Below are 19606 nucleotides of genomic sequence, written 5' to 3'. Positions count from 1 at the left end.
CAAGTTCAAAGCCTCATCCGACCGATGTCGGCCGCCACGTCTCTTGTGGGTGCCGCCAGTCGATCCCGGACAAGAGATAACCAAGCTGCGCCGACGAGATCGTCACCACACCCTCCGCCGGGCTCGGCCAGATGAAGCGCCCCCGCTCCAGGCGCTTTGTGAACAGACAGGCGCCCTGGCCGTCATGCCAGATCACCTTCAAAAGGTTGCCGCGGCGACCGCGGAAGCAAAACAGGTGGCCGCCCAGCGGGTCGCGATGAAGGATCTCCTGAACCTGCAACGCCAGCGATGGAAAGCCCTTCCGCATGTCGGTATGGCCGGTCGCGAGCCATACCCGCACGCCGGCAGGCAATGGAATCATCGTGGCCGTCCATCAGTCAGCGCCGCCACGACTGCGCTCAGCGTCGCCGCGTCAACCGCGCCCGTGATCCGCATCCGAGCCCCGGCCGCGAACTCAATCTCGATCGCACCGCAGCTTCCGGAGGGCGCCGTCAACGATTGCCGGTCTGGCGCAATGGAGACTGCCGCAAAACGGACTTCGCCATCCTGCCGCTGCATCGGCTCGGGCCCGCAAGCGAGGACGCCGGTCCGCGCCTGCCGCCGCCAAGCCGTAACCAGATTGCGGTGAACGTCATGTCGCCGAGCAACCTCGACAACACTGGCCCCAGGCGCCAGACTCTCCTCCACGATCCGAAGCTTCTCGGCACTCGTCCATCGCCGTCGCCGCTCAGGACCGGACAGAACCGTAACCGTCGTCACGTTTGCTCATTTGCTTGCGAATTAATGAGCAAACCATCTCACCCTCAAGCGCAATCCGGGAAGGCGGCCTCCACCGGGGGCTTACGCTGAAACCAGCCTGCGCCGTTAGGAACTCTCGTCCCCCTCCACTGCCCCGGATGCGATTGCACGAAGCCAAAGATCGCGAACGGTCCGAGTTTGGAGTAGCTAAAACATGTCGAGCTATTGGCCGCCAAGTCTATGTCAATCGCGCGCGTAAGATACCGATTGATGTTTGGCGTGCTCATCGGGAACGACGAGCTCTCGATTTCATCGAACGTCAACACGTGCAGCTCGAATTCGCCTGTGTGCTTATAACGTCCCCGAAGAAAGCGCGACCAGGTCTCAAGGGCCCTCTCACCCGAAGCCGCTTGTTCTTCGGTCAGACGCTTGAGGGATGTCATCCGACATTTGACTGATTATTACACGAGCACATGAAACTCTTGCCATGTACTCCACGACACGCCGTCGCTGGCTCTCACCCAGAGATCGTCCGACACCGTGCCGCTTTGGAAACTCGTCGCGGCGAGCTGAGCTGCATTGACGTTGATTGCAGTGTTCACTGGCTGGACGGTCCCGGATATGGCCCAGTGACCGCTAGAGACTGAGGCTGTGGAATCCCAGAACTGGTATTGCGTGATACTGTCCCCATCGGGATCGGAAACCGAGAAGAGCGATGATGCCGCAATGCTCTGGCTGGGTGCGGCATGGTAGTCCGGTGCGGTAACGACGGGCGCCCTATCCAAGGGAGCATTGACGTGAAACTCCTTCCACGGCCCCCAGGCAAAGCCGTCGTAAGCGCGAGCCCAGAGATCATCTGCGCCTGATCCACTCTGGAAGGTCGTGGTCGAGAGCTGCGCTGACGTGACACCGATAGCGACGTTCGCGGCCTGCGCAACGCCCCCGACCACCCAATGCCCGCTGCTCGGGTCAGTCGTCGAGTCCCACAGTTGATAATTCGTGACAGTGTCTCCATCCGCATCAGAGGCCGAGAGCAGAGCTGAAGCGGCGACATTCTGATTGTGGGTCGCTGTGAAATCCGCTGCGGTCACGACGGGAGGATTGTCCAGCGGAGCGTTGACGTGAAACTCCTTCCAGCTGCTCCACTTCGTCCCGTCGAAGGCGCGAACCCACAGGTCATCCGATCCTGATCCACTCTGGAATGACGCATTCGCCAGCTGGGCGGCGCTGACATCAATGCTCTGGTTCGAAGGCTGTGCAGCGCCAGCGACCACGAAATGCCCGCTCGCGGAATCGGCGGTCGAATCCCAAAACTGGTAGCCGGTGATCGCGTCGTGATCAGCATCGCTAGCCGTGAACAGGGTACCAGCAGCGATGTTCTGTCCATGGATAGCGTTCACATCGGATGCATTGACCACAGGAGCGTTGTCGATCGGAGCATTGACGTGGAACTCCTTCCACGCGCCCCATAGCGTGCCATCATTGGCCCGCACCCACAAATCATCGGATCCGGAGCCGCTCTGGAACGTCGTCGTTGCCAGCTGCGCAGCGCTTACGTCGATGGCGACATTCGACCCCTGTGAAACGCCGCCGACAACCCAATGACCGCTGGAAGGATCCGTTGTCGAGTCCCAGAGCTGGTAGTTGGCTATCGTGTCCCCATCCACATCAGTTGCAGTGAACAGGCCGGAGGCCGCGATGTTCTGGTTGTGGGTAGCCGCGACATCTGAAGCCACAACCATGGGCGGATGGTTCGCATACGGCGTTGCCGTGAACGGCACCCATGCTCCCCACAAAATTCCATCATACGCGCGTACCCACAACTGGTCCGCGGCCGAACCGAACTGATAACTTGTCTGCGCGAGCTGGGCCGCCGTAATGTCGACTTCGGCATTGGCGGCTTGAGCCGCTCCGTTGACGATCCAATGGCCGTTCCCGTTCGTGTCCCACAGCGCATACTGCGTGATCGTATCACCGTCAGCATCGCTGACGGTGAAAAGGCTGGACGCTGCAACGGACGCCTGCCCGTGCATCGCCGTGATGTTTGGTGCGGTGGCGACAGGTGCGTTGTCAATCGGGAATGTGACCGTCACCTTTGCCCAACTGCTCCAAAAGGAGCCGTCGGACGCGCGCAAAAACAGCGTATCGGTGTTACCGGACCCGCTCTGGTACAATGCCACTACAAGTTGGGCGGGCGTCAAAAGGTTGTCAGTCTGAGACGCGAGCTTTTGACCGTTAAGCGACATATATGCACCGCCGGCCCCGGTGTCCCAGACGTCATATTGAGAGATTGAATGTCCCGCCACATTGCTGGCCAAGAAAAGGCTTGAGAGCGAGAAGCTCTGCCCGTGAGTCGCCGGAATATTGAGGGTCAATGGATTGACGATCACAGGATCAGACGGCGGGAGGGTCGGTGCTTGCGGTGTCGGAAGATGGGGATCGTCCCACTCCTGCTGGGGATCGCCTGGGTCAAACAGCTTATACGTGTCTCCGATTCTGGCCTTGACGTCGTCCATCCATTGCTGCCACTGAGCAGACCAATTGATTGACGACAAGTTATTCTTGTACTGGGCTACGCGATCGACCAGTGCCACAGTTGCCAGCGATACGTCCGCCGTCAAATCGGTGGCGCCGGTCTCGATCGAGGCTTTTGCGGTAGCTTTCCAACTGTCAGGCATTGGCAGCTTGTCTACCGCAGACTCCAGAACCGATTTTGCCTGACTAATGATTGGTGCCGTAGCAGCGTTGGCTGCCTGAGCCAGCGTAACCTTAATGGCACTCTTGAAGTCGGAATCACTCTCCGTAGCGACCTGGGCGAGACCCCCAATCACACCGTCAACATAGTCGAACCAGGCTCCTATCGCCTTGAGCTTCGGATCAGAAATGTTGTTTGAAAGTCCAATGTAGGATCTCAGCTGTTCGAAGGCGTCGGCGAGCGACCAGAGCCCATAAGCAACAGCGGAGGCGTGATACAGATCGCTCTCAAGGATGGTCTTGTCCGTGAACTGAAGCTTGTTCCAATTTATAATCGTATCTTTGTTAGATGCGTTTATCGGACTTACGATGGCGCCGAACCCAACACTGCTAGAACCATCTGACAGGCTGAGAGTAGGTTTGAACTTAATATCGTAGGTCGCGCGCGAATTGGCGAACGTTACGATGTCAGTAGAGTTTAGGTTGGTATAGCTTGCCCCATTAATCTCATCGTTGCCGGCTTGCGCTGCTGAAGAGGTAAGGCCCACGCCGGCGAAGGTATCGCTCCCAGCGCCGCCCTTCAGAAAATCGTTGCCCGCGCCGGTGCTGATGTTGTTGCCAGCATTTCCGCCGGTAATCTTCTCGACGCCGGTCCCCGTGATAGTGATTGAATTGGCACTTGTGGCGGTGGAGGCGTCGACGGTGTTGTTGCCGTTGCCATGTATGATGACAGAGACGGTTCCCCCTCCGGCAGTGATCTTGTTGTCGCCGTCGCCATTAATTTGAATCGTATCGGAGCCAGCGTTCCCAGTTATCGTGTTCTTGCCGTTTCCGTTGATTGTAATGTCGTCATCACCCTTGCCTCCCAAATTGATATTGTAAGTGCCAGTAGTTCCAGAGATGTTTGTAAAGCCATCGCCGAAAATATTGATCGTGTCCGTTCCGGTACCTGCTACAACGGAGTTTGAACCGTTACCGGTGATGTTGATCCTGGTGTTACCCGAACCGGCAGTGACACCGTTATCGCCATCGCCGGTGATCGTGATGCTCTGATTGCCGGAGCCTCCAACTACGTTGCTAGCTCCGTTTCCGGTAAGATCGACGACGTCGGATCCTGCGCCGAGGGCAATCGAAAAATTAGCGTTCGCCCCCGTAACGGTCGGGCTGTCGCCTGGCTTGGAGCCTGTTGAAAACGTTCGATAGGACGCATTGAGCGTAACCTCGTCGTTTCCGCCTAATCCGTTTGTCGTATCCGCTCCGTTCGCGATTGCTGCCTGTTGGTCTGAAGTGAGATTGTTAAAGTTGACGCTATCCGCATGGGTTGTGAAGAGGGGGCTAGAAAAGCTCAGCGAATAGGAAACGAAGTCAACGAACACGTAGCCATTTGGGTAGGCGGGGATGCTGTCGTCCCACTGTATCGTCCCTGATAAGGACGTGGGTGCTGTGAATGTGATAGTGGCAGAACCAAAGTCCCCCGAGATTTGTCCAACAAAATCGGTTACGCCGGTGATGCCGTAGCGGTAGAAGTTTCCACCGACACTCAACTCAGTTCCTGAGAAAATAACATTCGGGTCAGCGTAAAAATTCGCGACCGCTCCTAGGAAGCTGTCGCCGGCAGGAGGGACGCCCGGATCAAATGTAAAAAGGTCAGAAAGCGAATATGCGTGATTGAGCTGAATCGTAATTTGCTTAGGAGTTAGCGAGGGATCCGACATGGCGAACTCCCACAAAAAATAATCAAACAGCTCACAGCCTTCGCACCGGTCGAGTCAATAAACGGTCCAAAAAAAATATGACTTGACACGTCATTGCAAATAGCCGCACCGCCGCCCTCGGTGTCGACGGCATCCGCGGCTGCGCTGCACAGCCGACAATACGACCGTGAGGTGCAGCCCTATGCGTTCGATATCCTTGTAATGGGCGGCGATAATTTACGGTCCCTGCCCCTCCGCATGCGAAAAACCAATCCGCAGCGGCTATTGGCGCGGCGGCCGGACGGCATCAACGTGGCTCCCCTTCGAGCGGGGCAAGATCAGTCCAGAGCTGTTCCGCCCCGCCTGCCGCATGGGTTTTGAGGGCTTGTTTCCAAGCACTGCGATCGGCCGTATCGTGGGGGGCCGCCAGAAACACTGGACCAAGGTGAAGAACCGACCCGCCCGCGCTGCGGAGCCCGCCAAGGCTCCACGCGACTCAGCAGTTCTCGGCGCCAACCGGCTGGGGCCCTTCAATTTTGGCAGAAGCCGATGCGCTACGTAGCCCGTGCCATCGACTTAAGGGCGTCTCGTTCGCAAGCGGATTAAGCTTAGGGCTGGGACTGGAAAATATCATTCTTCGCTGCGTTAGCCTGGGCTACGACCGAAGAGCTCTGGAGAATGACTAAGTTTGCTGCCGAATGACCTATGCCGTCCCAGAAGCCGCCGCGCGCAAGCTGGTCGAGATCGCCGCCGCTACCCGTCCGTGCAGGACGGCCGGATCTACATCGAGCGGATCAACGCGCAGTTCGTCGGCTTGAAGGCAGCCGCGGCCATCCGGAGTTTGGGGCCGGTACCCGGTACGCCACCGAGCACGGCTGGCTCGAATTGCACGAGAGCGGAACTTACGTCAGGCTGCTCAACGATGACCGAGCGCGGCCTCTTTGAAGTGAGCCATGGTTGCTGTCCTAACCGGAGGACACCCGTAGATTAAATTTAGGACACTCGATCATTTGAGACTCCGGGAGTGAATCCCGCGCTGGACGCTATGAACCGGCGTGCCGCGTTGAGTAAGGTGCGTCGGGCGGTCTCGGTGCGTCTCGGTCCTCCAGCCCGGAGATGCCTGGGGCCGTTCGTACCTGCGAGAGCAGATTAGGACACTCCGAAGTGAGTGCCTCGTTCGAGCGATATCGTCTTAAGTAGAGTAGGAGTAAAATCCGGTAGCCTCCGGGCTATCACCAGCCCCCGCCCGGAGCGCAGGCGGCCTCGCCACGCAGCGTGCCAGCGTTGGTGGGGCCGCTGCTCGTTGGGATGAAAAGAGGACTCCACTAAGGCGGCCTTACTCTTTCGGTTCCTCAAGCGGGAATGGCTCTTGGGTCCTGCGACCAAGGAATGTGTCCGGCTTGGGTAAGACGCTCGCGCGATGATCTCGCGCATACGGGCGTTCTGTTGAGCAATCTCGGAGGCCAAGTCGTGGGCGCGATAGACCGACTTCTTGTCCATCATGACGATGCTCCCTGTTGTGCAGGCGGGAGCACGAGCGGTCTCTCAGCCACCGACGCCTACGGGCAGAGCCTTGGCCGGTGATGGAAGGTAAACTACCCCGAATCGCTTTGGTTCAGAATTGAACATATGGCTCAGCGCACTGGCGATCCAACCAATCCGCCAAGGTCTTGTATTCGCGAGCCATTTCCAACAGCTCCAGCTTGGCCGCCGGGGTAGTTGAGACGGCCGCCTGATGGCGGCAGAGGGCCTCAAGCGACCGATATGACTCGGATCGAGGATGCATCAGGAGCACCGTGGCCCTCGGTGCGGTTCGCGTCCATCACTTGTGTTACAAAGTGTACATTCGATGATGTGCGCCAGACCCAGCGGCCTTAGTCATTCTCGACCTTTACTTGCTCAATCGCTCTTTCGAGCTCTGCGGCGAGGACCTTGTAGTGAGAGACCACTCGCTCGAACGTCGCTCGCTTGATCTGCGACTTGGCCGTATCTCTCAACTGCTCGCATTTTAGGATCTGCTCGCGCAACGTGGCGAGGTGTTCAAGCATGTCCTTCATGGCATGTTCCCCCTCAGGAACCACCTTAGGGCCAATCAGGACAGTGGCAAATCAATTCAACACTCGGAATCGAATACGGCACCCGGCAGGCGGCCGAGAAATGGTCGAACGACCCCGAGGGAGCCGCCTTCGCATACGATTTGGTCGAAGAGTGAGGCCAACCAGGGAAGATATCAGCGCCAAATTGTAGGTGGGTTCAGGGCCTTGCGGCCTGCCGCCTTCAACGCATCTGTTGAGACTTGCCCTTGTGCCGCAGCTTCCAGGATCTTCGATGCAACATGCGTTCTGGCGCCCGTCTCACTGACAGGAATTTTCTCGCAAACTTCCTCAAGCACCGCCCTGAGAAGCGCAGTCATTTCGGCGTCAAACATGCCCAACTCCCGAAATTGAGAGGATGCTGAACGCCGCACGAGCGGAATATGTTCGCTCGGGAGCGTCCGGCGTGCATTCCCGTCTGGGCTCTGAAATCCCAGCGTCCGCAAAATTGGCACTCGTCTGTCAAAGTATTGTGACACCCCCGCCCGGCCAGCTTCAATCACACAGCTCAAGTCAATCCTGTAGGAATCTGGCAAACGAAACCCCCGGCGCGAACGCTGAGGGCATTTTCCAAGTAACCTTTGATCTAGCAATGTTTCATTTAATAGCAGACGACACCTATTGCGCTTGTGAGGTGGTTCACAGATCGGGACAGAAGGCCCGCCAGCGTCAACCGGCGGGCCCTACCTTTACCGCATCAGCCCGGGGCACGCGTCGCCAGCCGCGCGGGTACACTTCCTGTGCGATCGACGCCCGCGCTTCCCACGGCTGGTGGTAGCTCGCATGCAGTGGAGTCGCTGGGAATGCATAATATTTATTTGCGAGGTGCTACGCTGGTGGCCTTCATTGAGGCATGCCTCCTTCCCCATTCCAAAAAAAGACCTTTGTGAAGTTTAGCGCCTCAATCCCTCTTGCGACTCAGTGTCCGCGTACGCCGTCCACGCCGCGGTTTCACATTGACGGCATTTTAGTCAAAGCAGAACATGCAGTCCTTGGGGCAGGCTTGAACAAGCGGGAGCGTGCCATGCCAGATCTACCGCTGCCTCTTCAACATGACGTAGAGATACAGAACGATAAGACCGGCCAAGTCGGGTACCTCAAATTTATCGGCGACACTTTGGTCGACAGTGCGCTCTTCGATTACGGACTGGGTCCGAACTTTAAGATTGTCGCGTCTGATAGCATAAACGCTGATGGGACTCCCGACCTGGTGGCGCAAAACCAGACGACCGGACAACTCGACTTTCTGTTCCTTGATGCGAACGCCAATTTGATCGGAAGCGCTCTCGGCGCCGTCGTGCCGGATATTGTAGGTGTGGGCTTCGACTTCGGAACGGTACCGGGACAGGCGGGCCATACGATGGTTAGCCAGTTGCCGAACGGTCAACTCGACTTTCTCGCGTTCGATCAATCGGCACACCTGATCGCGAGCGATTTGATCGCAAATACAGCAGGTCTACCATTTGCCGTCGGGGTCGCGGCTGGCTCTAATAGTGCACAGGCAGTGCTTGGTGTAGGCGATCAAGATGCGGTTGTCACACAGCTTCCAAACGGAGCCGTTGATTTCATCGGATTCACGGGGAGCTTCGGCCAGTCTCTCGCATACACTGCGAGCTTTCTCGCTCCTGGTTCGGCAGGAACACCGCCGATCGGTGCCATAAATCAGAACATCGGCTTCAATTTCAACGAGGTAAATCCAGGAAATGCTACTGAGGCGATTCATGCACTCGCGCAATTGCCCGGCGGACGACTCGATGCCATATTTTTCGACTCCGGAAAAAACGACCCGACGCACACGGGCTTCGAGTATGCCTCCACCCAATTCCACTCGACGTTCCCCGGGTGGCATCTCGTTGATGCCGGCCTAGTGAGCCACCAGGATTTATTCCTCATAAGCTGAGTGGCTTAGCTAGGGCGGCTTCGACGTCTGCGCCCGCGGTCGTAAGCGCGGGACCGAAGCCCCGCGCTTATGGTTCCCGTGCGACGATTGGCGCGGACGCCCATCTTGCGGCGGTGCCTCTGAATGATCTTCCGGAGACTCCGCACCGTACATTGGTTGCCTTGCTATCACCAAGATATCCGCCGTCGCGCGTTTTGGGCTTTTCTTCGTCAGCCTGAATGGGGAGATCGTCCACCCTTAGCGGTTCGTCCTTCGTCATCTGTTGATCCCACGATGCATATGCCATCTCCGGAAAAAGCCCGCCGGCGAACCTGCGCCGACGGGCTGTTCTTACTTCTTAGTGTCATGCCCCTTCGACTTGGTGTCATTCATCGTCGCCGAGGGGTTCGCGGACGTTGGGCTGCTCGAGGCGCCCTGGCCGGTGGTAGCCGCCGGAGAATCGCCGCCACCTCCGCCGGAGCCGGAGCCTCCGCCCGCCCCAGCTCCCGCACCCGCTCCCGCTCCGCCAGCGCCACCACCCGCACCGCCTCCGCCCGCGCCTTGAGCGGACGCTGCCGCGATCGAGCCGAACACCAGTGCCGCAGCCAAGGCAATCTTTGCAATCTTCATTGTTGCAGTCTCCTGTTGAAGTTCGCTTGAAACTCGGTCTCCAGGTGAACGTTCCTCGCTCGATGATTGACAACCTCAGCCATGAGGGCCAGCGCTAGCTGATCGTCTAACAGGGATTGAACTCGCCTATCCTCCGCTAAATGAGGGCGGGCGCGGTTTATTTGTTTTTCAAACTAGGGCAGCAATCGAGCGATGCAGCGTTCAAGTTGCTCGATCTGAAAAGGTTTTTGCAACCGCGGCTGTTCGCGAAATTGTTCTGGCGCTCCGTCCGCGCCAAAGCCGCTTGCGAATGCGAACGGGATATTGCGATTTGCGAGAGCCTTCGCCACGGGCTCAATGCTGTCACCCTGCTGCGCCGGCCGGCCTCCATCAACTGGCTTTAATTTCCCGGCCCAGCCACTCGTCCAGATCCTCGGATCGATTTGCCAGGAGGGCGATACGCCATCCGCTGTTCGAGCCGCCAGCCGGTAACCTTTCCGGCGGAGCTTGCCCGCCAATTTCTTCGCGCCGGCCTCGTCACTGATATCACTACGTCGCAACAGCCGTCTTTTCCAACACAATCGACCCGAAGCGGACATAGGGCCAAAGACCGCGGGCAGATGCGGCCGCTAAATGGTGGGTCGGCTCGCTCTCTTAAGATGCGGGATGTATTTCTTTCAAGCCATCGGAATCGACGTCAATGGTCGTTTGGGAGCTCTGGATATCGACCATCAATTGGTTCGCCATCTCCTGTAGCCGGTGACGATCTCGATCGGCGAACTCCCGCGGTTGAGTATCGATGACACAAAGGCAGCCCACAACATGACCGGATGAAGTTCTCAGCGGGGCCCCTGCGTAGAAGCGAATGCCTCTCTCCAGCACACGCGGATCATCGGCAAAGCGCGGATCCTCAGTCACATCCTCAGAAATCAGCATATCGTCTGCAGCGATCACATGCGCATCGAGGGACCCCTCGTGGTTGCCGTGCAGACCAGCTCGAACTTCCTGGGGGAGGCTGTCAGCGGCAGTTGGATGAGTATCGTCGACCAATGACACCAGCGCGATCGGAACGTTGAAGGCTTGCGCGACCTTTCTGGACGCCTCATCGAGGGCCTGACGTTTCGAGGCGTCCAAGCCAAGGCTGCGTAGCGCGGTGAGCTGCGCCCGCTCGGCATCAGCCGTAACCTGGGGCGCATCGCCGCGAGCTGCCGCCCGACCGATCCATGCTTCGACCTGCTCGGTGCAAGCTTGCAGAGACGCGAATGCTGCGTCGGCGGCCATCTGCCTCTTGAGCTCTTCCGCCTGTTCCATTCCCGCCATCAAATTCCAGCAGCAGACGACGAACTTCACTTGGGGAGCCCGGCGACGCAAGCGACGAAAGACATATCGGGCATAGACCTGCGGCTGCGGGTGAAAATAGGACAGGCACACCACGTCCACCCCTTGGAGATCAAGCTGCTCCAATGCTCCCCGACTGACCACGATCGGCGGCAAGACTTTGGCGCCAATGTTACGCTCCTGAAGTACCTGGGCGAGCATCTCCGACGCTGCATGGTCAAGCTCCGTACGTCCTGCGAGACAGAGGACGCATGACTGCTTCGTCGGATGACTTCCCTCTTCCACTGAAGCCGCTTTCTCGCGGACATGGTCGTCAACCTCCCGGACAACCGAGATGGCCGTATCTGCGACGAGGCGGCGGTAGTTGGTGTCAATACTGCTGCGCTGGCGATCATTTTCCGCCAAGCGCAGAGCTGGAATGCCTACATTATCGTACAGCTCGCGCGAGGAGCACTCGTCGACATAGTTCTCGGCGAACTCGACCGCCTCCTCCAAGTTGCCAGCCAATAACCGCTGATAGAGTTGTTCCTCCGGCGCGAGTACAGGGTCGCTGCCAAGCAGAACGCCCAAGAACTCCAACTGCGGGACGTAGCGCCCGATGACGACCAGACAGACGGTCAAAGGTGTCGCCAGGAATAGCCCGACAGGCCCCCACAGCATCGTCCAGAAGATCGCGGCGATGATGATCGCAAGAGATGACAGGCCTGTGCTCGAGCCATAAAGCCAAGGTTCGATGACATTATTGCTGATGAGTTCAGCCGTGAGGAACAGCCCGACGACCCAGAACAGCATCGTCCAGCCTGGATCGACGGCGATGGCCAGGGCAACCGGAAAGATCGCGGCCAGAAAAGGACCGAGGTAGGGAATGAATCGGAGTACCGCTGCGAGCAGGCCCCAAAGAATCGCGTTCGGTACGCCGACAAAGTAGAGCGCAACTCCAATCGGAACGCCATAAGTCAGATTAACAACGAGCTGCATCAGCAGATAGCGGCTGACCCGGCCGGCGGCGTCGTTGATGGCCTGAGTACTCTTTTGAAGGTCGCCGGCTCCCGCCAATTTGATGAAGCGATCGCGCAGATCTTCGCGCTCGAGCAGCACAAAGATCACGAAGATGACGACGAGCCCGGACGTAGCGAGCGGTGCCAGCAACGGACCTATGACAGAGCGGATGAGCTCCAGCGGTCTTGGCTGCGGCGGCTCCATCCGCACCGTGACGGGCTCCTGACTCTCGGTACCTGCGCCAAGCCGCGATGGCGCTGCCCCCGACTTTTTCTGGTCGCCCGAGATCTCCCTGCCAAGATCCTGCATCGTCGTGGTGACCGCGTCCACAATCCCACCGCCTGGCGCAGAGCTTTGCAACGAGTGGATCTTCTCGGTGATGGTGGTCTGATAATTGGGAAGGTTGGTCGCGAGCTGGACCAGTTGGCGCCCGACGACCAAAGCGATTCCTGCGACCACGATGAAGGCAACAAAAACGGCGATTAGTACCGCTGCAATGCGGGGTACTTTCCAACGTCTTAGCCAATTGACCAAAGGCGTGAGAACGAAGCTCAGCAGGATCGCAAGAGCAAAAGGAACGAAGATTTCCCGGCCGAGATAGAGCGCTCCGATGGCCAGGACGATACCACCGGCTGTGAGCATGGGCGAGGACGCGGCTCGGGCGGGCGGTGTTCCTTGCGGCGCCGGAGCCAGCTCGGCCATAGGAGCGAGCCTTTCGGTGGAGGTTTCGGCAGGTCAACCCCAAATCGACGGGTTTGATCCAATCCAGAATATTTCGAGATGTTCGATATCTGCCCTCTGCCAGAGGCAATCAGCCCGACTACCACGGTAGGTTCGGTCCGCGCGACCGCTGATCGGGCTTTTTTGGAGCGGTTTAAGAAGACGTGCCACCGCTCTGTACGGGCTCTATGGAACAGGTGGACAAGCATTAGCCCCGCCCATTGTGAATCCCTGCCCCTTGCTAATCGCCCGGAGCGAGCTGGGGTCGAAGCTTCGTGCAGCTAGGAGTGATCTCAATGCTGATGGTACGACGGTCCGTGCGCTGCGTGGTTGGGTGATGAATGTGCTGCAAGAGGCCGGTGCCATCCGCGAGTGCGAAGAGCACGGATGCGCCCAGGACCGAACGGACCCACATGCCCCATGACGCCAATCCTTGATTGGTTCGTTCATGGTTATTAATGGACCTTCAGTCCAACTGTTCCCTTTGTTCGCCGACCGACTTTAGTTGTCCCAGGTCAGTGCTCCGCACTTGAATGTGAAGACGCGGATAAAACGCTTCGTCTCGATGTCCCAAATCTTGTCAGCCAAAGTGAGCGGTTGGGTGCATTTGGGGCACCGATACACCACAGGTGTAAGAGGTGATGCTAGAGGCATAGCTCGTCTCTCTATCCAGAGACGCACAACCGCCGCGCCCGTTCCAACTTAACTTAGGATATTTTTGGTAGCGGCTCCGGTCGCAGGCCAACGGAGGGGAGGTGGTAAGGGCCGGAGCCGCGTTCCGCCTGAGCGCGGATAGGCATCCTGCACGAATGAGGACGAGCAGCCATTAAACCAGATTAAATGACTCGCAATCAGCGGCCCTACCCCCTAGCTTCGACTCTGGGGCACTGGAGTTTTTGCGTATGGCCTCGCAGTCGATCATTCCGAACGATCGTCTCGACAAAGATTTTTACATCGTCCTCGAGGACTTCCGCGATGGCGCCGCCTTCAGGGAAACTGACGAAGGTATCGACCATGCCACGTTGATTTCCGACCTCCTCAGCGGACAGTACGGCCAAATCCTCCGCGTGGTTGCCTTCAATCCGGTCGAGGGCTGGTCGCGGGACGCCTCAGAGGATGTTGCGCTTGAGCTTGAGCGGCGCATCGCGTTCGGAGGACACCGCATCGATGATGCCTTGAAGGACTTCATTGAGAACCAGCTCAGCCGCGCGATTGGTGTGCAGTTGGCGCTTCCACTGCGGATGGCGAGCTATGCCTCGTGAAGGCAAACCGCAGGGCGACTGGCGCCTGCAACGCGAGAGCGATCATTTCATCCGCTGCACGGTCTGCGGCGAGTTGCTAGACATGCGCGACCTCGGCGAGGTGCTCGAGCATCTCCACTGGCAGCACGTTGAGGAAGAGCCGACACAGCATTGAAGGGACACTATCCGATATGACTTGCGCGCGCTGCGACGGCACGCATTGGGTTTGCGAGAACCACCCCGAACGCCCTTGGGAAGGGCCACATTCCTGCGGCTGCGGGGGCGCGGGCGCCCCCTGCCCGATCTGCAATAAGGGTGAGCCCGACGAGATGCCATTGCTGCCAAACGGCTTTGAGACCAGTTTTACCACCACCGAGATCATGAGGCCGCTTCTTCGAAACAAGTCTCGCGTAAAGTGACCGCCTGACTCGACTTAACGCCTATTACCCTTTTGGCCGTTTTCTTCTTCTCGATTTGGACACCTTCGAACATCGGACGAGGCGCGTTACCGGCCCTGCTCGACGATTGTCCTCTCTGGCTCGGCATGTTCGGCGGTATGCACGCCGCCATCCCTGCCCCATCGGGCGAGCATTACGGCGACTACCAGCACGAAACCTAATATCGCAATGCGCTGCATACCCTTAAACGCTTCGTCAGCCCGCTGGTTACCGAGCGCCTAGGAACGGAGGGTGGCACCATCCATTATCGTCCTATGGAAAACGCCCCCCAAAGACCGAGACCCCGCCAGACGCCGACGGATGATCCTCGACAGCAAACAGACGAGCCAACCCACGGGCAGACGAACAAGCCGTGGACGGGCAATCCCGAAAAGGATCAACTTCCGCCGGACCGGCCGGATCTCGATCTGGAGAAATGGCAAGAGTCCAACACCCACTGAGGCCTGAGTAGCGTGATGTACCAAACGAGAGAGTACCTGGAGTGCGCCGAGAACTGCGCCGAGCTGGCGGAGGAGGCCGAGACCTCCCCCGCCGCGCGCCGCTTCCAGAGGATGGAGGCGGCGTGGCGCGCTTTGGCCGAGGAGCAGCAGTGGCTTAATGGGGAAGTGCCCCCAGTGCCACTCGTACATTCGCCAGTCATAATGAGGAAGGGTCCTGGTGCCTCTTCCCATGTTGTTGCTTGAGCTTAGCAAAAACAACGGGGCTTCCGGCGGCCAGTGAGTACGGCGATCGGCGCGCTCGGAGGGCTGGATCGTCAACATGGCCGGATCGACAATCAAGCGGCACTGTCGAAATGGCCCTCGGGGCGGGAGCAGCGGTGGCAGGAGTTTTCCCGGCGCTCTTAGTGGTCCTGACGAAGTTGCCGCTCAATGTCGATTGCTTGATCTGCATTGCGTGCTCGCTTGAGCAAGGCGTTGCGCTCGTCGCCGGGAGGCTTTCCATCCGCCCGCTCACGCATGTCCTGTGCAAATTGCTCCAGTCGCGTTTCTAGAGAATCGGTCTGCTTGAATCGCCTGCGCTTCAATCCCATCGTATGTTCCTTCTGCTGATGGGTATTGATTGTACGTCCGCGTGCAGATCACCGCAGGAACATAAGTTATTTTCGACTTAAACCTTTGAACGAGCTGGCGCGTAGCAGTCCTTCGGAAGTTATGTCGCGATACTCGATTTCAGCAACAAACTTTGGCTCCACCCACGTGGCTCTGGGTTTTTTGAGTGGCTTACTCAATCTACTCTTCGGGCTGACTACAGTATCGAGCGCATCCCTGATCTTGCGCGAGGTGGTCCGGCTCCAACCCGTGCCGACCTTCCCCAGATAGCGCAGCTCCTTCCCCTCCTGTTTACCGAGATACAGAGCGGCAATACCGGTGGGATCTTTTATGAAGCCGACCACGGGGAATTTACCCTTCTGGACGGTTTTGATTTTTTGCCAGGCTTCCACCCGCTCCGATCGGTATGGAGCATCCACTCGCTTGGAGATGATGCCCTCGTACTTCAGTTTGCTGGCTGCTTCGAACAGCGCCTGCCCGTCCCCTTCGTGATGTTCACTGTAGAGGATAGGCTCCTTGATGCTATTGCTCTCGATTAGCTCCTTGAGCTGCTCCTTACGCGCAAGCTGGGAAAGCTCCCGGAGGTCTTGGCCATCAAGCCAAAGGAGATCGAAAGCAAAGTAAACTAAGCGATCCTGGTCCCCTCTCGCGAGGTCGGCCTGCAGCTCGGAGAAGTTGGGTCGCCCCTCGTGGATAACGACGACCTCACCGTCAACGATGGCCTGACCTTCGATGTCGAAGGCGCCGGCGATCACGGAAAATTTGTGAACCCAGTTGTGGCCGTTTCGCGTGTAGGCGCGGCGGTCGTCGCCATTGATGTGGAGCTGGATGCGGTAGCCGTCATATTTGACTTCGTGAATCCACCGAGACCCGGAAGGCGCCTTCATCTTCAAGGTCGCAAGCTGGGGAGGAATGAACCCCGGCATCGGAGGAGCCCCCCGCTTTTTCGCCGGTGCTTTGGTACGCTTTGCCACTAACGCAACTCACAAAGAGCCCGCCGTCGGGTTGGGGCCAACGGCGGGCAGTCTACCTACGTCAATCAACAAGTCACGAAGGCAAAATCGCGCCCGGAGTTCCTGCACGTTCTCAGCTACAACCGCGATAGCGATTCCTGGTTGTGTTTTCAAGGTCAACGAGAACGCCAGCCGAACGGCAAGAGAACGCGGTGTGATAAAGTGTCCCGAATTATTTGGATGTTCGCGCAAGACGACCTAGGCAGTTGAAGCGCGAGTCTGTCCGACCTCTGGAAACAGACATCAGGGTCTCGAAGATCGAGGGCCGCCAAGAGCCAACGAGCTGACGTTCGCCTCCATGCCACCAATCGCTTGCGCTGGCTCGGAACCTGCCCCAAGCTTTTGAGTTGATCCCACTCTCCTTTTCGAGTTCCGAAAATGAAAAAGACCTCTGTCGGGGATGCCCGCAGCCTCGAACTGATGGTCAATGCGATTGTCGATTACGCGATCTTCATGCTCGATACGGAGGGCTTGGTCAGGACCTGGAACAAGGGCGCCGAGCGCCTCAAGCTCTATGCCGCCGATGAGATTGTCGGGAAGCCCTTCTCGATCTTCTACACGCCTGAAGATCGAGAGAAGGGTCTGCCGAGCAGAGCGCTGGCGACAGCCGCGGAGACCGGGCGCTTCGCATCCGAAGGCTGGCGAGTTCGGAAAGATGGCAGCCGGTTCTGGGCGCTTGTCGTTCTCGACGCCATCCGTGACGAGGAAGGCCGCCTGGTCGGGTTTGCGAAGGTGACGCGGGACATCACCGAGCGGCAGCAGGCCCATAGCGACCTTCTGGAAAGCGAAAGACGATACCGCCGGCTTGTGGAAGCGGTCGTCGACTACGCGATTTTTCAGCTCGACCCTTCCGGGAATGTCGCAACCTGGAATCCCGGAGCCGAGCGCATCAAGGGCTATCGGCCGGAAGAGATCATCGGCCGGCACTTCAGCGCCTTCTACACGCCTGAGGATCTCGAAAGAGGCGTGCCGAAAGCGGCGCTAGCGGAGGCCACCGAGAAAGGGCGGTTCGAAGCCGAGGGCTGGCGCATGCGCAAGGACGGCACGCGCTTCTGGGCATCGGTCGTCATCGATCGAATTACGGACGAGAGTGGCGCGATCATCGGCTTTGCGAAAGTCACGCGTGATCTGACCGAACGCAAGCAGGCACAGGACGAACTTCAACGTGTCCAGGAGCAGCTCGTTGCCTCGCAAAAGCTCGAAGCGGTTGGACAGCTGAGCGGCGGCATCGCTCACGACTTCAACAATCTTCTGATGATCGTCCTTGGCAATCTTGAGAACGCGGAGCGGAGCAGCCGCAATATCGGGGGGCCGAACCTGCACCGCGCGCTGACGAATGCGAAGCGCGGCGCCCAACGGGCTGCGGCACTGACAAGCCGGTTGCTCGCCTTCTCACGCCGCCAAGCGCTCGACCCGAAGCCGGTCAACCTCAATGGCTTCCTGAGCGGCCTCCAGGAGTTCCTTCAGCGCACCTTGGGCGAACGCATCGAAATTCAGACGGTCGGCGGAGCCGGCCTCTGGCAGATCGAAGCGGACGTCAACCATCTGGAATCGACCATCGTCAACCTGGCCATCAATGCCCGGGACGCGATGCCAAATGGCGGAAAGCTGACCATCGAGGGGGCGAATGTCTCCGTCGACGACGATTATTCGCGTATCAACCCGGAACTCGCTGCCGGGCAATATGTCCTCATCAGCGTGAGCGATACGGGCTCCGGCATGACTCCAGAGGTGCTCAATCGTGCATTCGAGCCGTTCTTCACCACCAAAGAGCCGGGGCAGGGAACAGGGCTTGGACTTAGCCAGGTCTATGGTTTCGTCAAGCAGTCGGGCGGACACGTGAAGATCTACAGCGAGGTCGGGGAAGGTACGAGCATCAAGATGTATTTTCCCCGCTACACCGGCAATGCGCAACCTGCGCCCGACGATCCGGACGATCTCATATCGGAAGGCGCGTCTTCAGAGACTATTCTCGTGGTCGAAGACGATGCCGATCTCAGGACCTACGTCTCGGACGTACTGCGGGATCTCAACTACCGGGTTTTGTCAGCAGCTAGCGCGCAGGCCGCCTTAACCATTCTGCTGCAGGAGGATCAGCATGTTGATCTCCTTCTGACCGATGTCGTCATGCCCGGCATCAACGGCCGCGAGTTGGGAAGGCGCGCGCAGCAGATCAGGCCGCATCTCAGGATTCTCTACATGACCGGTTACTCGCGCAACGCCGTCGTTCACCAGGGACGGCTGGACGAGGGTGTCGATCTCCTGGAGAAACCGGTCACCCAAGCAAGGCTTGCGTTGAAGGTTCGCGAGCTTCTGGATCGAACCTGAAAAACGCCAGATAGCCAGCCTCGTCGCCACACGCCTCACCCAGGGCCTGCAGTCCTACTCGCACTACAAAGAGGTTTGCATCGTCAAGCCGGTCAACAAGAGCATTTGCAATGGCGCCTGGATGAAGTGCTCTAGTACCGGCATCTAGATCGGCCCAGAAAGCGGAACGAACCAGGCCGAGAAGAAGTAACTACGGGATATCGGTCTGGCTCCGAGGCCCGATGCCGTACGGCTTGTTGAGGAAGAACTCACGGTTGCCCAGCGCGGCTTCGGCGTACTGATCGATCGCGACCTGGATGGCGAGGACGTGATCGCGGCACCAGCCCTCACGGGTCCCGAGCCTTCGGACAAGCTCCAGCGCCTTGATGTATTCGGGCGGGTTTTGCCAATCCGAAAAATACTGCGGATGAACCCTCACCATTTCCGTCCCCCGAGCACCCGCGGTTTGATCTCGCGCGGTTCAGCCTTCTTCTTCTCATCCCGTTGGGCACAGAGTTCGTCCACCTTCGCTTGCATCCGCGAAAGGAGGGCTTCGGCCGATGCCGTCCCTATCCCGGCTCGCTGGAGCTGGAGGATTTCCTTGCGCTGCCGTCCTATCTGCGCGCGCATGCGCTCGATCTCCGAGCGGACGAATTCGAGTGTGGGCATGGTCTAACCTGGGATTTTGCTCAATAGAACGAAACAAGAACTAAGAGTCAAGCTCGGACGCAAAAAACGCCGCCCGCTTAAATGATCGCGGGCGGCGGCCTTCCA

The 19606-nt window shown here is 58.5% G+C and carries 16 protein-coding genes; 5 read left to right on the top strand and 11 right to left on the bottom strand.

The features are described from left to right. Positions 1–13: 13 nt before the first annotated feature. The 5 genes from tnpB to ACVWY3_RS33265 form a co-directional block, all read right to left on the bottom strand. Positions 14–361, bottom strand: coding sequence for an IS66 family insertion sequence element accessory protein TnpB (gene tnpB, locus ACVWY3_RS33285; protein ID WP_027520144.1), 348 nt, complete (start codon positions 359–361; stop codon positions 14–16). After that, on the bottom strand, positions 358–759 hold the full coding sequence (tnpA, locus tag ACVWY3_RS33280) for an IS66-like element accessory protein TnpA (protein WP_129146458.1): 402 nt from the start codon (positions 757–759) through the stop codon (positions 358–360). Before tnpA ends, tnpB begins: the two co-directional genes overlap by 4 nt. A gap of 440 nt (positions 760–1199) precedes the next feature. Then, on the bottom strand, positions 1200–5147 hold the full coding sequence (locus tag ACVWY3_RS33275; protein WP_456842233.1) for a hypothetical protein: 3948 nt from the start codon (positions 5145–5147) through the stop codon (positions 1200–1202). Between the two features lie 1853 nt (positions 5148–7000). Next, entirely contained in the window at positions 7001–7183 is a 183-nt protein-coding gene (locus tag ACVWY3_RS33270) for a hypothetical protein (protein ID WP_456842232.1), read from the bottom strand. A 173-nt stretch (positions 7184–7356) separates the two neighbouring features. After that, positions 7357–7554 (bottom strand): hypothetical protein, encoded by a 198-nt coding sequence (locus tag ACVWY3_RS33265; protein WP_456842231.1) that lies wholly within the window; start codon positions 7552–7554, stop codon positions 7357–7359. Positions 7555–8243: 689 nt separating this feature from the next. On the opposite strand from ACVWY3_RS33265, the gene ACVWY3_RS33260 reads away from it, so the two are divergent. Then, entirely contained in the window at positions 8244–9119 is an 876-nt protein-coding gene (locus ACVWY3_RS33260) for a hypothetical protein (RefSeq protein WP_456842230.1), read from the top strand. A 782-nt stretch (positions 9120–9901) separates the two neighbouring features. On the opposite strand, the gene ACVWY3_RS33255 is transcribed toward ACVWY3_RS33260, so the two are convergent. Together ACVWY3_RS33255 and ACVWY3_RS33250 are read right to left on the bottom strand one after the other, a co-directional pair. Continuing rightward, positions 9902–10267 (bottom strand): hypothetical protein, encoded by a 366-nt coding sequence (locus ACVWY3_RS33255; RefSeq protein WP_456842229.1) that lies wholly within the window; start codon positions 10265–10267, stop codon positions 9902–9904. A 94-nt stretch (positions 10268–10361) separates the two neighbouring features. Continuing rightward, positions 10362–12686, bottom strand: coding sequence for an AI-2E family transporter (locus tag ACVWY3_RS33250; protein WP_456842228.1), 2325 nt, complete (start codon positions 12684–12686; stop codon positions 10362–10364). 980 nt (positions 12687–13666) lie between these two features. On the opposite strand from ACVWY3_RS33250, the gene ACVWY3_RS33245 reads away from it, so the two are divergent. The 3 genes from ACVWY3_RS33245 to ACVWY3_RS33235 all read left to right on the top strand — a co-directional run bounded on the left by ACVWY3_RS33245 (position 13667) and on the right by ACVWY3_RS33235 (position 15146). Further along, entirely contained in the window at positions 13667–14026 is a 360-nt protein-coding gene (locus ACVWY3_RS33245) for a hypothetical protein (RefSeq protein ID WP_456842227.1), read from the top strand. After that, positions 14016–14180, top strand: coding sequence for a hypothetical protein (locus ACVWY3_RS33240; RefSeq protein ID WP_456842226.1), 165 nt, complete (start codon positions 14016–14018; stop codon positions 14178–14180). Before ACVWY3_RS33245 ends, ACVWY3_RS33240 begins: the two co-directional genes overlap by 11 nt. A 738-nt stretch (positions 14181–14918) precedes the next feature. Continuing rightward, a complete protein-coding gene (locus ACVWY3_RS33235) occupies positions 14919–15146 on the top strand; it encodes a hypothetical protein (RefSeq protein ID WP_456842225.1) in 228 nt (75 codons plus the stop codon). A 158-nt stretch (positions 15147–15304) separates the two neighbouring features. Here ACVWY3_RS33235 and ACVWY3_RS33230 read toward each other — a convergent pair whose 3' ends face one another. Next, complete coding sequence (locus tag ACVWY3_RS33230) at positions 15305–15493, bottom strand: hypothetical protein (protein WP_456837580.1); 189 nt, start codon at positions 15491–15493, stop codon at positions 15305–15307. A 66-nt stretch (positions 15494–15559) separates the two neighbouring features. Continuing rightward, positions 15560–16486, bottom strand: coding sequence for a non-homologous end-joining DNA ligase (ligD, locus tag ACVWY3_RS33225; RefSeq protein WP_456842224.1), 927 nt, complete (start codon positions 16484–16486; stop codon positions 15560–15562). A gap of 417 nt (positions 16487–16903) precedes the next feature. On the opposite strand from ligD, the gene ACVWY3_RS33220 reads away from it, so the two are divergent. Then, entirely contained in the window at positions 16904–18853 is a 1950-nt protein-coding gene (locus ACVWY3_RS33220) for a PAS domain S-box protein (protein ID WP_456842223.1), read from the top strand. Between the two features lie 190 nt (positions 18854–19043). Here ACVWY3_RS33220 and ACVWY3_RS33215 read toward each other — a convergent pair whose 3' ends face one another. Continuing rightward, on the bottom strand, positions 19044–19274 hold the full coding sequence (locus ACVWY3_RS33215; protein ID WP_456842222.1) for a hypothetical protein: 231 nt from the start codon (positions 19272–19274) through the stop codon (positions 19044–19046). Continuing rightward, complete coding sequence (locus ACVWY3_RS33210) at positions 19268–19501, bottom strand: hypothetical protein (RefSeq protein WP_456842221.1); 234 nt, start codon at positions 19499–19501, stop codon at positions 19268–19270. The genes ACVWY3_RS33215 and ACVWY3_RS33210 overlap by 7 nt, the downstream gene beginning before the upstream one ends. Between the last annotated feature and the right edge of the window lie 105 nt (positions 19502–19606).

The organism is Bradyrhizobium sp. USDA 4486 (assembly GCF_054057995.1).
The sequence above is the reverse complement of the archived record's forward strand: the minus strand, read 5'-3'. Positions and strand labels throughout refer to the sequence as shown.

Coding starts and splice junctions, on each gene's coding strand:
- ACVWY3_RS33250 (WP_456842228.1), bottom strand. CDS start 12,686: ATGCTCACAGCCGGTGGTATCGTCCTGGCCATCGGAGCGCTCTATCTC.
- ACVWY3_RS33215 (WP_456842222.1), bottom strand. CDS start 19,274: ATGGTGAGGGTTCATCCGCAGTATTTTTCGGATTGGCAAAACCCGCCC.
- ACVWY3_RS33220 (WP_456842223.1), top strand. CDS start 16,904: ATGAAAAAGACCTCTGTCGGGGATGCCCGCAGCCTCGAACTGATGGTC.
- tnpB (WP_027520144.1), bottom strand. CDS start 361: ATGATTCCATTGCCTGCCGGCGTGCGGGTATGGCTCGCGACCGGCCAT.
- ACVWY3_RS33245 (WP_456842227.1), top strand. CDS start 13,667: ATGGCCTCGCAGTCGATCATTCCGAACGATCGTCTCGACAAAGATTTT.
- ACVWY3_RS33270 (WP_456842232.1), bottom strand. CDS start 7,183: ATGAAGGACATGCTTGAACACCTCGCCACGTTGCGCGAGCAGATCCTA.
- ACVWY3_RS33235 (WP_456842225.1), top strand. CDS start 14,919: ATGTACCAAACGAGAGAGTACCTGGAGTGCGCCGAGAACTGCGCCGAG.
- ACVWY3_RS33230 (WP_456837580.1), bottom strand. CDS start 15,493: ATGGGATTGAAGCGCAGGCGATTCAAGCAGACCGATTCTCTAGAAACG.
- ACVWY3_RS33265 (WP_456842231.1), bottom strand. CDS start 7,554: ATGTTTGACGCCGAAATGACTGCGCTTCTCAGGGCGGTGCTTGAGGAA.
- ACVWY3_RS33260 (WP_456842230.1), top strand. CDS start 8,244: ATGCCAGATCTACCGCTGCCTCTTCAACATGACGTAGAGATACAGAAC.
- ACVWY3_RS33240 (WP_456842226.1), top strand. CDS start 14,016: ATGCCTCGTGAAGGCAAACCGCAGGGCGACTGGCGCCTGCAACGCGAG.
- ACVWY3_RS33210 (WP_456842221.1), bottom strand. CDS start 19,501: ATGCCCACACTCGAATTCGTCCGCTCGGAGATCGAGCGCATGCGCGCG.
- ACVWY3_RS33275 (WP_456842233.1), bottom strand. CDS start 5,147: ATGTCGGATCCCTCGCTAACTCCTAAGCAAATTACGATTCAGCTCAAT.